Origin of the sequence: Methanobrevibacter sp., from assembly GCF_045636185.1 — an archaeon.
Taxonomy (GTDB): Archaea; Methanobacteriota; Methanobacteria; order Methanobacteriales; family Methanobacteriaceae; genus Methanocatella.
In genome coordinates, this window is the sequence record NZ_JAZTXC010000060.1 from 1 (window position 1) to 15,555 (window position 15,555).

The following is a 15,555-nucleotide window of genomic DNA, read 5'->3' on the forward strand; positions in this document are numbered from 1 at the left end:
GCTACCGGTTTTCTTACTACTGTATTTACTTGTAATCCAGTAATTGGTATGGCCGTAGGTGCGTCTATTGGTGCTTGTTTTGGTCTTTTTGCTGCTGCTGAAACTATTGAATCCAGTTATGATGTTAATTTCAATAGATTGAGTTGTACTATAAGTTTTGTTTCAGTAGGAATAATAACTGGTGCATTAGGAGGATATGTTGGAAATTATGCAATTTCTCAAGAGGACTGGCTAATGGGAACTTTTGAAGAATCTTTTTCCGATAATTCAGTAAAAACAGTAAGTATGGATGGGATATAGTTAGTTAAATGGGGGATTATTATCACCCCCTTTTTTTATTTTTAATCCACATTTAGTTTTCATAAAGCATAAAATAAGCAAAAATAAAATTAAAAAAATAGTGACATCTTGCCACATCATCAAACATTAAAAAAAATAAGAGAATAGATAAAAAATATTTATCTATGTTGTTTTTTCTCTAATTTGAAAGGAGGTGTCCTTTCAATAGTTTCATATGAATCCTGTTCTTCCTGAAGTTCATTGAAAAATGCATTGATTTCTTCCAATCTTTTGATTTTATCGTTTTTGCGAATCAATTCATTTTGAAGGTTAATGAATTCTTCACGAGAAACAGTCTGCTCTTTGAGATATTTAAGTTCATTGTCTTTAGCAATAATCTCATTTTGAAGTTCATTTTGCAAATTGACATAATCTGATTTAGGAACACTTTGTTCTTTAAGATATTTCAATTCACTGTCACGGACAGAAATTTCACTTTCCAAATATTTCTGAAGACTTTCATATTCTTCACGAGGGATAGAGTTTTCTTTAAGTGCATTAATTTCTGTATCCATTGTTGCAACTTCATTTTCTAATAACTGTTTAAGATTCAAGTAATCTTGTTTAGGGATAGATCCTTCTTTCAATAAGGTAATTTCATTGTCCATAGCTGCAATTTCGTTTTCAAATTGTGCCTGTAAATTATCATAATCTTTTATAGGGATAGTTTGTTCTCTCAACAATGCCAATTGATTATCGATTGCAGTAATTTCATTATCTTTTTGCTGGAGTTCTCTGTTTTTAAATTCAATCTGCTTTTCAAGCTCCATTATTTCCTGCTGAGCGCCAGCATCATTTTCCAATTTGATAACTTGAATTTTGTATTCATCGATAGTTCTTGAAAGATTATTGATTTGCGCATCTTTTTCAGCAATACTTTTATAGGATTCGTTTAACCTTTCATTAACTTCAGAGAGTTCATTCTTCTTATAATCTTTTAATTGTTCTGCAAAATACGTTTTAATTTCATCCAAAGAATTGTTGACATAATCAAGTTCATAAATCCTATCTTCTTGATTTTTAATTAATAAATCCTTTTCATCAAGCTGACCTTTGAGCTGGTTTACTTCTTCTTCTGCTTTAAATTTAATAACTGAAACTTCTTTTTCTTTGTCAACAATATCTTGTTCGAGCTCTCGAATTCGTGAAGCGGAGTTATCATTGGCCCTTTCCACTTCTAATTGTGTTAAATCGAATTTAAGTTTATTAAGCTCTAATAAACAAGATCTGACTAAAGACTGTAAAGTCTCTTTCTCAGCATCTATTCCATTTACCATTTCTATCCCTTAACTTAAAATTTATCTCAATATTGAAATTTGCATATGTTTAATTTTTAGAATTAAAAATTATGATATGCACTATAATATATTTATCTAATATTTAATATTGATGTCATACTATTTAAATTAAACCCTTAAATTAATCAAAAATAGAAACTAAAAAGATATAGAAACCAATTAAAAAATATAGAAAAAAATAGAAAAAATAAAAAAAATAAATGAGTTAAATTAAAGTATTTTATCATTAATTAACTCAGCATTCAATACTGATGCACCAGCAGCACCACGAATTGTATTATGTCCAACAAGAATATATTTTAAACTATTATCAAAAGCTTGGTCTTTTCTCAATCTACCTACGCTAACAGACATACCATTACCTGCATTTCTATCCATTCTAGGCTGAGGCCTGTCTATTTCTTCTTTGATAATAACTGGATTTTCCGGTGCTGAGAATAAATTTAATTCTTGAGGAAGAGCTTTGAAGTTTGCCATTTTTTCTTTCACATCAGCAATGTCAAAGTCATCATCAAACTCAATAAATACTGCCTCAGTATGACCATCAATAACAGGAACCCTATGACATGAAGCACTTAATTTGAAATCAGCATCATTAACTTTTTCACCATCAAAAGTCCCCAATAAGTGTAAGGTTTCTGATTCCATCTTTTCCTCTTCACTTCCAATATATGGAACAAGATTATCAACAATAGCCATTGATGGAACACCATTATAACCTGCACCAGATACTGCCTGCATGGTTGATACCCTAATTGAGTTAATGTTAAAATTATCAACTATAGGTTTTAATGACAATGTTAAAGCAATAGTGGAACAGTTAGGATTAGTTACAATAAAACCGTCCCAGTTATTTTCCTTTTGCTGAGCATCAATCATGTCCAAGTACTCAGGGTTTACTTCAGGAATCACTAAAGGAATATTTTTCTTCATCCTGTGAGCACTTGCATTACTTGCAACAACATAATCCTTTGCAAAATCCTTTTCGACTTTTGCTGCAAATTCTGTAGGAAGTGATGAAAATACAATATCCACATCATTATCCATTTCTTCAGGATTTGTTTCACATACAATTATGTCCTTTACGGACTCAGGCATAGCATCATCAAGATACCAAGTGGTAGCATCCTCATATCTTTTTCCTGCAGAACGTGAAGAAGCTGCAAGAGCAGTAAGTTCGAAATCAGGATGATTATCCAATAATTGGATAAATCTTTGACCAACCATTCCTGTAGCACCAAGTACACCAACTTTTACCATAAAAAACACCTATTCTAATCCTAAAACATCATTCATACTACTGACAACACCTTTTTCAGCAGTAGGAGCATATCTTATCGCTCTAATTACACCAGCTATGAAAACTTCCCTAGTATGTGCCTGATGTTTAACTTCCAATCTTTCACCGTCACCAACGAACATTACGGTATGGTCACCGACAATGTCTCCGCCACGTACTGCATGGATACCAATCTCTTCAGGAGTTCTTTTTCCAACCAGTCCGTGTCTTCCGTAAATACCCACTTCTTCAGGATCACGTTCAAGTGCATCTGCAATTACTTCAAAAGCAGTCACTGCGGTTCCTGATGGAGCATCCTTTTTCTGATTGTGGTGTGCTTCAATAATTTCAATGTCAAAATCATATAATAATGGAGCTAATTTCTTTAAAGTATTAAAAAATACATTTACTCCAATAGCCATATTTGATGAGATTACTGCACCCACATTATTGTCTTCAACATTTTTAATGTTTGATGCCATTTGTTCTTCTGAAAAACCTGTTGTTCCAACAACTATATTAACGCCACATGCAGTAGCGGTCTTGATTGTTTCAACAGCAGCATGTGCAATGGTAAAGTCAACCAATACATCAGGATTGGTTTCTTTTAAAGTTTCTTCTAATTTTTCTGCACCAACAATTTTAACGCCTAAATCCCCAACACCTGCTTTGACACCAGCATCCTGTCCTGCTAAAGGAGTGTTAGGAATTTCAATAGCTGCAACAACTTCCATATCATCTTGTTCAGTTACTTTTTTAATAATACCCGAGCCCATTCTTCCGGCGGCTCCGGTTACTGCTACTCTAATCATTTAAACACCTTAAATTAATTCTGCATTTTTTAAAGCTTTTTTAAGAACTTCAAGGTTTTCTTCTTTCATTGGAGCTAAAGGTGCTCTTAACGGTCCGGATGGAAGACCCATAAGTCCCATTGCAGTTTTTACTGGAACAGGATTACTTTCAATAAATAAAGCCCTTATTAATTCCAACATAGCATTGTGAAGTTCAAAAGCACGGTCGTAGTCATCGTTTAAAATACTGTCAACCATTAAAACCATTCTTTTTGCATCGATATTAGCGGATGCGGAGATTACACCAGTAGCTCCAACAGCCATAATTGGTAAAGTCAATGAATCTTCACCAGACAATATGTTAAAATCATCTTCAAGACCTTCAGCCAAAAGAGCATTGTAGATATCAGAAACTTTATCAACACTTCCGCTTGCCTCTTTAACCGCATCAATATTGTCAATTTTTGCTATTTCAACAATGGTTTCAACATCCATGTTTATTCCGGTACGGGATGGGACATTATAAGCAATAACAGGAATGTCACAGCTTTCCCCAATAGTACGATAATGATTTACAAGTGCATGCTGTTGAGGTTTATTGTAATAAGGAGTGATGACCAATGCTGCATCAGCACCAGCATCTTGAGCAAATTTAGTTAAATCCACAGCCTCACTAGTTGAATTACTACCTGTACCTGCAATAGTTTCAACCCTTCCGTCAACTTCATCAACCAACATTTCTATAATTTCTCTATGTTCATCATGATTTATTGTAGCGGATTCACCAGTAGTTCCGGCACCAACCAATCCGTTTACGCCTTTTTCAATCAAATAATTGATATTTGATCTGAAACCTTCTTCATCAATATTTCCTTTTTTATCAAAAGGAGTGACCATTGCAACATAAGTTCCTTCAAAATTCATTCTAAAACCTCTTTAAGTAATTTAAATGCTTTATCACCATCTACTAAATCAACATAAACAACGATAGCTGTCTGAGATGAGGATATTTCTATTATATTAATATGATTTTTTCTTAGCGGTTCTGTAATTTTTGAAATTATTCCAGGAGTTTCTTCAGCAAAATCCGGACTGACAATAGTAATCATTGCTGTATCCTCAGCCAAAGATAATGAACTGAAAATATCATCTTCAATAACTAAACTATGTAATAAACGATAAGCTTTTTGTGAGTCTTCTTTTTCAACAAATACTGTCATTGAATTTTGTCCAGCAGAAATGCCAAATATATTGATATTATTGCTTGCAAGACAACTCGTTAATTTAGCCAACAGTCCTGTTTTTTTAAGCATGCCGTCCCCAACCAAAGCAATAACAGAAATAGGATTTTTATAAAGTGATACGGATTTCATCATATCGCCTTCAAAAGGACCAGTAATACGGGTTCCTTTTACTGACAAATCACCGTAAGCAAAATTGATAATTTTTGCATTGATTAATGGATCTTTATATCTTAATGCATGAGGATGCAAGACCTGGGCGCCATGAGTTGCCAAATCCCTCATCTCCTCAACAGTTATTTCATCCAATAATTCCGCTTCTTCAATTTTATTAGGGTCTGTAGACATTACACCTTCAACATCAGTTACTATGACTACTTCATTAGCATCAAGACAATGTCCAATCAGAAATGCTGAAATATCACTTCCTCCCCTTCCGAGAGTTGTGATTTCCCCACTCGGACCTTTTCCTAAAAATCCGCAAATTACAGGAATAATGCCCTGATTGAGAAGATCTTTTATTCCTTTGAATTTTTCAGCAGTTGATGCAAAATCAATTTTTGCTTCCAATGCATTTGAATTAGTCATAATTGGCCATAAATCATTATAAGGATCAATAAACTGTGATTTAACACCTAAGGATTCAACAGTTGCAGAGAATAATCGGACACTGGTTAATTCACCCATAGCCATAATATTTGCCTTCTGATTCTCAGTTAAGCTTCCACCAATTGCCTCATCAGATAATCCAATAAGTTCATCAGTAGTCTTGTTAACTGCAGAAACTACAACTACAATCTGTTTACCTTTCATATATTCATTTACTACGGACTGCGCCGCTTTTTTAATCCGGGAGCCATCACCTACCGATGTACCTCCGAATTTTGCTACTATTAAATCCATCTAATTCACACCTATTTCTAAAAACTATTTAATAGTTCTTTTAAAAATTTTTGATTAAATAAAAATACGATATATATATTTATTAAAAGATATTAATAAACTTTTAAAAAAAATTTCTATAAAAATTATATAATCATTCAAAAAAAGTATAATAAAAAGAATAAAAAATGAAAATTTATTCTTGAGTTTGTTCTAATTTAACAAGTCTTGTAACATATCCTGCAATTTTATTTCTTAAATGTTTAGTACTTACGGTAGAATATTCAGATACTAATTTTTTGTTTTCTTCAAAATCAGTAGTGAAAACACCTTTGTGAGTGTCTATAAGTTCTCTTGCTAAACGTTTAACAAATGAAGTTCTAATATTACCCATCAACATTCCTCCTCAATATTTCTTTCTGCTCATTTTTACTTAATATAGTTAGCATGTCAACGATCTGATTTATTATTTCAATATCAATATCGTTTTCATCAGATAACTTCTCAATTTTTGCATGTATTGCATCTTCCCTACTTTTATCATAAATTGGTAAACCCAAATATTCCTTTGCAAGAGCAATATCCTTTGCAAGTGAAGTTCTCTGGCAAATTAAATCAAATAACTCATTATCAATCTCATCAATGCGATTTCTAGATTCCTTTAAAAGATTTTCAGCATCTTCTTTATTATTAAAAGATATTACCTCATTTTCATCACTCAAAAAATCACCAAAATTTGATAATAATGATAATAATATAATTTATAATAATCCTAGTATATAAACTATGCCATAAATTAACCCATTATGGATATTTTAAAAAAAAATTTAAAAAATTAAATTATAAAAATACGCAGCCTTCATTATCGACATTGGTTTCAATGACACGGCCTTCAAGAGAACTCCAGGCATTTTTAATATCATCAATGACGTTATCTTCACAAACTGCTACAAATGAAGAGCCTGTTCCTGAAAGACCGGAAGCGATAGCTCCTGCCTGAATTGCATCAATTGCTATAGCTGAATCAAAACCCAATGCAGATGCATAAATCAGACCATTTAAGTTAAGGGCTTTAAAATAATCCTTATTCCTTGCAAAATCAAATGCCGTTTCTACAAGCGGCGCCATTACTTTCATACGGTTAACATCACTATCACCCGATTTTGCATGGAAATTTGGCATGTAAACCAATATCTTATAATCATCCATTTTTTCCTTAATTAAAAATTCACGATTCCTATTATCAGTAACGACAACACCTCCAAAATAAGATGCTGTTGCATCATCAAAAGAACCTGTTATGGTAACACCCGCTTCAATAGATGCATCAATAGCTAAATTAATAATATCCAGATCAGATAATGGAGCCAAATCAAATTCTTCACTGATTATCTTAGAAGAAATGGCTACGATTGCATTGGAAGATGCGCTGCTGCTTGAAAGGCCTGAAGCCATAGGCAATGTTGAATGGGTTTTAATTTCAAGACCGAAATCCTCCTTATCAATAAAATACTTATCAAAGACCTTATTAACACATAAGTCCATTAACTCTGTGCTTGCTCCAACATCATTGGAACATTTAATTCCTGAATCAATACTTTTGGCTTCGCATTCAATATTGAGGCCAATTCCAAAAGCGGATCCAAAACCTGTTGCTATTGCATTAATTATCGTTGCGGAACCTGGACATTTAACTTTTTTAATCATTATTTCATCTCATCATATGGAATTTCAACTTTACTAAAATCTATAGCTCTTTTTCTTGCGTTTGAAGCTAAAACATTTCTAAATTCATCGTCTCCAACCATTTTATCAACAGCACTTCTCAAACTTGAAGCATCATAGGGATTTATTAATAATCCTACCTCATCAGTAATGATTTCAGATATTCCACCGACATTACTTCCAATGACAGCTTTTTCACAGGCCAATGCTTCAATTAAAACCAAACCGAAACTTTCTGAAAATGAAGGTAAAACCAGTACGTCACAACCAGGAATTATGTTCTCCACATCATCTCTAGACCCTAAAAATCTTACATCTGGAATGTTGTCCTTTTTGACCTTATTTTCAAGGTCTTTTTTAAGCGGACCATCACCGACAATAACGAGTTCATAATCAACAGTGGCCAGTTTTTTAGCTTCCAAAAGTAAATTAACATTTTTACGTTTAATGAGATTGCCTACAAATAAAACAATCGGTTTTCCATGACTTTCAAGCAGATTTTCATTATCCTTAGAAAACTTATTGATATCGACGGAATTCCAGTATAATCTTGTTTTGGCATCAATCCCTTCAACATCAGTAGCCAATATCTCACTTTTTAAAGCATTGCTTACTGCAAAGACAACATCTGCTTTTTTCAATACTTTTTTAATGAAAGGTCTCATGAAGGATTGTTTTTTATACATTTCAAACATGTCAGAACCGTGAGCCGTCACATATGTCTTTATATTATGTTTTGAGCCCACATCACAGGCGGCCGCACCGGCAGGGAATAAGTAATGACCATGAATTATATCAATGTCAACCTCTTCCAATAACTGGTTTAAAGCTTTTTTTGCATTTCTTTCAAACATCAAACCTCTAATTCCAGGTATATTGATACCGCTAGTTCCTATGACATGAATTCCATCAATATCCTTTAAATCCGGATGGGAGTATGTTATTACATAAACTTCATGACCTAATCTTACAAGTTCCTTCGATAACGTATGAATATGAACACCAACACCACCATAATGGGGTGGAAATTGACCAACCATTGCTATTTTCATATAAATCTTTCCATATTGTCATTTAAAAAATTGCCTTCCATGTCAACCAAGATTACATCGAGATTAAGTTCAAAACGCTGCATGCATCTTTGCTTGATGGCAGATGCTATGCTGTTAACAACTTCTGTCTGAATATCTATTTCATTTAAAATATCAAGCATATCATCGGTTGTAGCAGATTCATATAATCTTTCCAGCACTTCCCTTTCGGCTCCACAGATAGCTGCATGAGTAATCATTATTTCCCGCCTTCCATCGGCAACAGCATGCTTTGTATTGAATATTCCACCAGCTATTTTAATCAATTTTCCAATATGTCCGAAAAAGGTAAATTCATCTATTCCCCGTTTTTTAGCTTCCTCAAACATGAATCCAACATAATTGCCCGTTTGAATAATCTGTTCTTTTGTAACATTCAATCTTTTTAAGGCCAATTTTTCACCAATGTTTCCAGGAACAAAAACCAGATCATTTAAATCAGAAGCAATTGCAACATCAATTTGAGTGACAATGGAGTTCTTATAAGCCTCACTAGACATTGACCGGGCAATTCCTGTTGTTCCCAGTATAGAAATTCCATCAACAATACCCAATTTTGGATTCATTGTCCTTTTAGCAATTTCACGCCCCTCAGGTATGGAAATAGTAACTTTTACTGATTTGCCTTCAGGAACCTTATCTTCCAAGTTCTTTTTAATCATTTTACGGGGAACAGGATTTATTGCATACTCACCGACAGGAATCTGAAGACCGGGTTTTGTTATAACACCAACACCTTCCCCACCAGTAATAATAACTTTTTCGCTAGAAAAATCAATTAATTCAACATGGGCAACAATATCTAAATTAACTGTGACATCAGGATCATTATATGGATTTTTATGAGCTACAGCACAAGCAGAATTGGCAGATAACTTACGACAATCATCAATTAGAATATCTAAAGTTTTTTTGGGAGTTTCAACATTGACACAAACAATATCCTGTGAGTCCAAAATAGCATCGAATGCTGCAAGAGAACAAGCTGTAGCTACAGTACCTGTAGTAACACCCATATAATTTTCATCAGTCATTTTTATAATAAAAAAAGAGAGAATCTATAAATAAGATTCTAATTTTGTAATTAAATCACTATCACTAGGCGCACCAATAAATTCAACATTACCGTCAATAACAACAGTAGGTACAGCCATTATTTGGTATTGTCTAGCCCTATCAATATTTGCAGGATCATTTGCATTTACGATTTCAACATCGATTTGGTCACCTAATTTTGCTTTAGCGCTTTCAGCAGCACTTACTGCAGCAGGGCAGTGGGGACATGAATCAGTTTTAAATACTTCAACTTTAATTACCATAATCATAACACCTAAAAATATTGTATTTTGTAACTATTATATTAATTATAGTATATAATTGTTAAGGTTACTATTCAAATGCTCTCTACAAATATATTAATATAAAAAAAATCAATATTTAATTGATTAAAATGGAAAATTTACCGAAAGATATTAAAGAAATAATTAACACTGCATACCCATATATTAAAGAGTTTAATCCAGCGCAAAAAGCAGTGATTGAATCAGGATATTTAGATGACAAATCAAATTACATTATCTGCATTCCAACAGCAAGTGGTAAGACTGTTTTGGGAGTGTTGCCCGCACTCAAAACTATTTTAAATAAAGGAAAAGCCGTTTATGCAGCACCTTTATTATCAATTCAAAATGAAAAAGTGCAGGAATTTAAAGCATTTGAAGAGCATGGAATTAGTGTCGGCAAACATCCGTCAAGTGCAGATTTGTCTGTGATGGTTTTTGAATCATTTGATGCCCTTACACGTTTTTCATGGGATGCTCTTAGAGATGTTGATACATTGATTATAGATGAATTCCACATGATTGGAGAATATACCAGAGGGCCGACACTGGAAGCGGCCATTACCAGAGCTAAAATTATTAATCCGTCAATGAGAATAATAGCCCTGTCCGCTACGCTTCGAAACATTGAAGAGATAGAAGGTTGGCTTGAAGGGAAATGCATAGAACACGATTACAGACCAGTACCGTTGAACAAAGAAGTTTTGGACGGAGAAATGTTCAATACGAAAAACAAAAATGACATAATTGTTAAAATCGTTGAAAAGGCAATGCAGGATAATTCCCAAGCATTGTCCTTTGTATCTACAAGACGATTTACGGAAAGCTTAGCCACATATGTCGCTAAAAAAATCAACAAAAAACTGTCTAAACAACAAAAATCAGACTTTAAAGAAGTTGCAAATAAATTGCTTGAAGTTCCTAAAAATAAGGGATCACTTCCAACAACAACATGTGTGAAATTAGCTGAGGCTGCCGAAAAAGGAGTTGCATTCCACCATGCAGGACTTTTCAATGAACAAAAGGAAATTATTGAAGAAGAATTCAGAAAAGGAAATATCTTAATGATCAGCGCAACACCAAGTTTAATGTATGGTGTTAATTTGCCTTCAAAATCCGTTGCAATAAGGGATACCACACGCTGGACAAGCAACGGACCACAGCCAATCCCAGTATTTGATTATGAGCAAATGTCTGGCCGTGCAGGAAGACCGCAATACGATGATGTGGGATATTCATATCTTATTGCAAAAACTGCTGACGAAGCAATTAACCTGCAAGATTATTATATTAACGGAGAGATTGAACTGACAAACTCCAAACTAATTGATAACAAAGATGCAATCCATAAACAAATTATAGCACAAATTGCATCAACATTATCAAAGGATTTGGATGAATTGGTTGATTTCTTTGAAAAAACATTATATGGATATCAGATGAGCAATAATCCTTCCATGTCCCTCTTTGCATCAGATAGTCTGAAATGGGAACTTGAAAACGCTTTACAATTTCTGCTTCAAAATGGAATTATTAGGGCAACACCGGAAGGACTTAAAACAACTGATTTTGGAAATTTGATAGCTAAATCAAATTATACTGTAGAAACGGCCGTTAAAATTAAGGAATATATTTCAACAACAGATACATTCAATATTCCCGAATTCATTTATGCCCTTGCAGAAACACCTGACCTGCCATTAATTACATTCAAAGGAAAGAAAAACAAAGATCCTGTTCGTGAAAAGATGTCTGAAGCCGGGCTTTTTGCTGTTGACATTGGAAATCCTGAAGCGACTACCGTATCATTAATTGAATGGATTAATGAACGTAATGAATTTGAAATAGAAAATAAATATGGCGTCTATTCTGCATCGACAAGAAGAACAGCATATGAAGCATCAAGACTTATACGCTTTGCTAAAAATACGTCAGAAGTATTGGGAGATTATTCCAAATTAAAAGATTATGATTACTTATCTGCAAGACTTTATTACGGCGTGAAAGAAGACATAATTCCTCTCGTCGTTGGCGTTAAACGTCTTGGAAGAAAAAGGGCAAGAAATATAGCTGACGTCTTTGGCCTTGATTTAAAATCAGTAAGCGAGAAAGAACTGCAAAAAATCGATGGTATTGGTGAAACATTATCTAAAAAAATAAAACAATTTGCAGATAGTTATTAGGTAGGAGGATTAACCTCCACCTTCTGCAACACTAGAATCCATTTGCATGTTTTCTAATTTATCAGATTTTTCTTTAAATTCTTCAACATCAAATTCACGACCTGATGGTGTGAACTTGACTTTAATATCTTTTTCATCGAGAATTTCGACCAACTTAGCTTTATACCATAAATCGGTTTTATCGATTAAAACCCAGTCAGTTTCATCTTCGGTTTTAATCTCAATAACTTGACCTATAGTTCCGGTATCTACATAACGGACGAAATCTTCGATTGAAATTTCTTTATCACGAGCATCGAGTGCCATGATATTCCTCTTAATTTATTCTTCTTCTACTTCAACAGTAACTTTTTCAGGTTCTTCATCTTCTTCTTCGACTTCTTCTTCTTTAACAATTTCAGTGTCTAAAAGGATGTAGTCACCAATAGTATCTATGTTTTCAAATTCCACTTCAATTGCATCGTTGGAAAAAAGACCTTTATTCAATGAAATGATAAGGGATGTAACATCACCGGTTTCAGTGTCAATGTCAATATCTTCAACTTTACCAACAGCTTTTACATTTTTGTCTAATACAGTAATACCAAAAAATTGTTTTGCGTGCATTTTATCTCCTCAATGTGATTATTTTAATATACTATTAAAACATACGAATATATAAAATTAACTATCATATAATAATATAGGTGAATATTAATGAAAGAGGCATGTCGAACTATAATTGATGATATTATTGAAGGCAAAATATCCACTCGGCGTGATTTGGAAGTTCGCAAAAGACAGCTTTGTCGTGACTTGAAATTATCTCGATTTATGAGCAATGCAGACATTCTTGAATATGCAACTGCAGAAGAAAAAGAACTTGTTTCAGACACGTTGAAGAAAAAGCCAACCAGAACAAAATCCGGCGTAGCTATTGTAGCCGTAATGTGTCATCCACACAAATGCCCTCACGGAAGATGCCTATACTGTCCTGAAAGTGATATAGCGCCTCCAAGCTATACTGGTGAAGAACCAGCAGCTTTAAGAGGTCGGATGTTTGAATATCATCCGTATGTCCAGTGTTTTAACAGACTATCACAGCTTAAAAAGATAGGTCATCCAATAGACAAAGTCGAATTGATTATAATGGGAGGAACATTTCCTTCAAGAGATTTATGTTATCAGGAATGGTTTGTATCACAATGCCTTAAAGCAATGACTGATTTCGGACTGATTTTGGAAAATAATGCTGAATTTGAAATAGACAAGCCATTAATCAGAGAACTTGAAAAAGATGTTGTAAAAACATATCCTCCTAGCGATTATGTTTTAATAGACGATATTCAACTTGCCAATGAAAATTCCAAAGTCAGATGTGTTGGAATGACATTTGAAACGCGGCCAGATTACTGTAAAAAAGAGCATATTAACAGAATGCTTAATTTTGGAGTTACAAGAGTCGAATTAGGTGTTCAGACATTATCCGACGAATTGTATGCCAAAGTAAAAAGAGGACATGAAATTGCTGATGTAATCGAATCAAACCAGCTTTTAAGAGATTCAGCAATTAAAGTGGCCATGCACATGATGCCCGGATTGTTTGTGGATCAAAAAGAAGACCTGAAAATGTTTAAGCAATTATTTAGCGATGACAATTTCAAGCCAGATATGCTTAAAATCTACCCTTGCCTTGTTACAGAAGGCAGCGAATTATATGACATGTGGAAAGAAGGCATATACAGTCCATACACCGATGAAGAAGCTGTCGATTTAATTGTAGAAATCAAAAAGATACTTCCAAAATGGGTTAGAACAATGAGAATTCAAAGGGACATACCTTCCACATTAATTGAAGCCGGCGTTCAAAAGTCAAATCTTGGAGAACTCGTCTATAATAAGCTGGATGAAAATCACATTGATTGCCAATGCATCAGATGCCGTGAAATTGGACACAAGAAAACAAAGGAAAATTATACTTTAGATGATTTTAAACTGTTCAAGGAATCATATGTTGCATGCGGCGGTGAAGAAACATTCATTTCAATTGAAGATAAAAATGAAGAAAGCATTGCAGGATTTTTACGTTTTAGAATACCTTCCGAAAATACATTCAGACCGGAAATTACAGATAAGACCGCACTTATACGCGAACTTCACGTTTATGGAAACATGATTCAGATAGGCAATAAGAATCCTTCAATCGGACAGCATACAGGATTTGGTGAAAAATTACTTATGGAAGCTGAAAATTTAGCGATTGATAATGGAAAAGAAGAGATAGCAATTATAAGCGGCATTGGAACTAGAAATTACTATCGCAAATTCGGCTATGAAAGAAAAGGCCCATATATGGCAAAAAAATTAATCTGAAAAATCAAGACAAAAGTTATATATAGTTTCATTCGTATATTAACTAACAATTAAAAAATAATATTAGAGTGGTAATATGTACAGAATAAAAAATTCAAAACACTTAGCTAGTCTTATTAACTACACAAATTTAAATAACATGATTAGTGAAGCTGAAATGACCGAATTCTTAAATCAAGCAAAAGAATTAAATTTTAATTCAGTTACAATTAATCCTACTTATGTTCCATTGGCTAAAGAGATTTTAGCTGACAGCGACATAAAGGTGGGAAGTGTTATTGGATTTCCATTAGGTTTTGAAAATACAGAATCAAAAGTCGCTGAAGCTTTAACATTGGTTGAAAAAGGAGCAGACGAAGTTAATGCAGTGATTAATTTAAATCATGTTGTAAGCGAAAAATATGATTTAATAGAAGAGGAAGCCAGACAGATTAAAGAAGCTCTTGGAGACACAACATTAAAAATGATTATTGAAAGTAAAATTCTTGAAGATGAACAGAAGGCAAATCTTGTAATAAGACTGGAAAATGCCAACGTTGACTACATTAAAACTTCAACAGGATTTTTAACTCCAAATCACATTTATGAAATTGTAAATGACATCAATATAATTCAGAAATATGCTCCTAAAACAAAAATAGAAGTTTATGACGGAATTGACATTTGGAAAATGGCCCATCAGGTGTTGACCGGAGGTGCTGATTTAATTGCATCAAATAACGGTTATCAAATCGTTAGCAAATACAAAGAATTAAGGGAAAACACACAGGTAAAACCAAAATCAATTACATTAAAAAAGAATTAACCTAAAAACCAATCACCATTAACTTTAATTTTTTTTATAAAAAATAATCTTATTTTAAGCTAATTAATTTAAAAAAAAGAAAATTAGTAATGCCATGGGCCGGACTTGAACCAGCGACATCTAGATCTTCAGTCTAGCGTTCTCCCATCTGAACTACCATGGCATATGGACCGAACGAGATTCGAACTCGTGATCTCCTCCACGTCAAAGAGGAATCATACCCCTAGAC

At 33.6% G+C, this 15,555-nt stretch carries 17 protein-coding genes and 1 tRNA gene; 4 read left to right on the forward strand and 14 right to left on the reverse strand.

The genetic code is table 11. The features are described 5' to 3' along the window. Positions 1-300 (forward strand): hypothetical protein (locus ACKI3Q_RS03680; protein WP_407414375.1); only part of this gene is annotated, 300 nt, incomplete at its 5' end. Positions 301-458: 158 nt separating this feature from the next. On the opposite strand, the gene ACKI3Q_RS03685 is transcribed toward ACKI3Q_RS03680, so the two are convergent. The 11 genes from ACKI3Q_RS03685 to ACKI3Q_RS03735 form a co-directional block, all read right to left on the reverse strand. After that, entirely contained in the window at positions 459-1,616 is a 1,158-nt protein-coding gene (locus tag ACKI3Q_RS03685; RefSeq protein WP_407414377.1) for a hypothetical protein, read from the reverse strand. Positions 1,617-1,847: 231 nt separating this feature from the next. Then, on the reverse strand, positions 1,848-2,897 hold the full coding sequence (gene asd, locus ACKI3Q_RS03690; RefSeq protein WP_407414379.1) for an aspartate-semialdehyde dehydrogenase: 1,050 nt from the start codon (positions 2,895-2,897) through the stop codon (positions 1,848-1,850). A 9-nt stretch (positions 2,898-2,906) separates the two neighbouring features. Beyond that, positions 2,907-3,728 carry a 4-hydroxy-tetrahydrodipicolinate reductase gene (gene dapB / locus ACKI3Q_RS03695; RefSeq protein ID WP_407414381.1) on the reverse strand — a complete coding sequence of 274 codons (822 nt, stop codon included), beginning with the start codon at positions 3,726-3,728 and terminating at the stop codon, positions 2,907-2,909. Between the two features lie 9 nt (positions 3,729-3,737). Beyond that, a complete protein-coding gene (dapA, locus tag ACKI3Q_RS03700; RefSeq protein ID WP_407414383.1) occupies positions 3,738-4,631 on the reverse strand; it encodes a 4-hydroxy-tetrahydrodipicolinate synthase in 894 nt (297 codons plus the stop codon). Further along, the gene (locus tag ACKI3Q_RS03705; protein WP_407414385.1) at positions 4,628-5,851 is read right to left on the reverse strand and encodes an aspartate kinase; all 1,224 of its coding nucleotides are present in this window, start codon (positions 5,849-5,851) and stop codon (positions 4,628-4,630) included. Before ACKI3Q_RS03705 ends, dapA begins: the two co-directional genes overlap by 4 nt. Before the next feature lie 175 nt (positions 5,852-6,026). After that, entirely contained in the window at positions 6,027-6,224 is a 198-nt protein-coding gene (locus ACKI3Q_RS03710; RefSeq protein ID WP_407414387.1) for a 30S ribosomal protein S17e, read from the reverse strand. Continuing rightward, complete coding sequence (locus ACKI3Q_RS03715) at positions 6,217-6,552, reverse strand: chorismate mutase (protein WP_407414389.1); 336 nt, start codon at positions 6,550-6,552, stop codon at positions 6,217-6,219. The genes ACKI3Q_RS03710 and ACKI3Q_RS03715 overlap by 8 nt, the downstream gene beginning before the upstream one ends. 118 nt (positions 6,553-6,670) lie before the next feature. Then, a complete protein-coding gene (locus tag ACKI3Q_RS03720; RefSeq protein ID WP_407414391.1) occupies positions 6,671-7,537 on the reverse strand; it encodes a shikimate kinase in 867 nt (288 codons plus the stop codon). Beyond that, entirely contained in the window at positions 7,537-8,607 is a 1,071-nt protein-coding gene (locus ACKI3Q_RS03725; RefSeq protein ID WP_407414393.1) for a glycosyltransferase family 4 protein, read from the reverse strand. Before ACKI3Q_RS03725 ends, ACKI3Q_RS03720 begins: the two co-directional genes overlap by 1 nt. Continuing rightward, positions 8,604-9,680 (reverse strand): cobalt-precorrin-5B (C(1))-methyltransferase CbiD, encoded by a 1,077-nt coding sequence (gene cbiD / locus ACKI3Q_RS03730; protein WP_407414395.1) that lies wholly within the window; start codon positions 9,678-9,680, stop codon positions 8,604-8,606. The genes ACKI3Q_RS03725 and cbiD overlap by 4 nt, the downstream gene beginning before the upstream one ends. A 24-nt stretch (positions 9,681-9,704) precedes the next feature. Beyond that, positions 9,705-9,965: a thioredoxin family protein gene (locus ACKI3Q_RS03735; protein ID WP_407414397.1), complete on the reverse strand. Its 261-nt coding sequence runs from the start codon at positions 9,963-9,965 to the stop codon at positions 9,705-9,707. Between the two features lie 122 nt (positions 9,966-10,087). Here ACKI3Q_RS03735 and ACKI3Q_RS03740 point away from each other — a divergent pair, with 122 nt between their 5' ends. Then, positions 10,088-12,169 carry a DEAD/DEAH box helicase gene (locus tag ACKI3Q_RS03740; protein ID WP_407414399.1) on the forward strand — a complete coding sequence of 694 codons (2,082 nt, stop codon included), beginning with the start codon at positions 10,088-10,090 and terminating at the stop codon, positions 12,167-12,169. Between the two features lie 9 nt (positions 12,170-12,178). On the opposite strand, the gene ACKI3Q_RS03745 is transcribed toward ACKI3Q_RS03740, so the two are convergent. Both ACKI3Q_RS03745 and ACKI3Q_RS03750 read right to left on the reverse strand, forming a co-directional pair. Further along, positions 12,179-12,475, reverse strand: coding sequence for a DUF2098 domain-containing protein (locus ACKI3Q_RS03745; protein ID WP_407414401.1), 297 nt, complete (start codon positions 12,473-12,475; stop codon positions 12,179-12,181). A gap of 15 nt (positions 12,476-12,490) precedes the next feature. Then, the gene (locus ACKI3Q_RS03750; protein ID WP_407414403.1) at positions 12,491-12,775 is read right to left on the reverse strand and encodes a PRC-barrel domain-containing protein; all 285 of its coding nucleotides are present in this window, start codon (positions 12,773-12,775) and stop codon (positions 12,491-12,493) included. Between the two features lie 90 nt (positions 12,776-12,865). On the opposite strand from ACKI3Q_RS03750, the gene ACKI3Q_RS03755 reads away from it, so the two are divergent. Further along, positions 12,866-14,521, forward strand: a complete 1,656-nt coding sequence (locus ACKI3Q_RS03755) for a tRNA uridine(34) 5-carboxymethylaminomethyl modification radical SAM/GNAT enzyme Elp3 (protein ID WP_407414404.1) — start codon at positions 12,866-12,868, stop codon at positions 14,519-14,521. Positions 14,522-14,597: 76 nt separating this feature from the next. Then, positions 14,598-15,326, forward strand: coding sequence for a deoxyribose-phosphate aldolase (gene deoC, locus ACKI3Q_RS03760; protein WP_407414405.1), 729 nt, complete (start codon positions 14,598-14,600; stop codon positions 15,324-15,326). A 90-nt stretch (positions 15,327-15,416) separates the two neighbouring features. On the opposite strand, the gene ACKI3Q_RS03765 is transcribed toward deoC, so the two are convergent. Then, a tRNA-Phe gene (locus ACKI3Q_RS03765) sits at positions 15,417-15,489 on the reverse strand. Positions 15,490-15,555 lie beyond the last annotated feature (66 nt).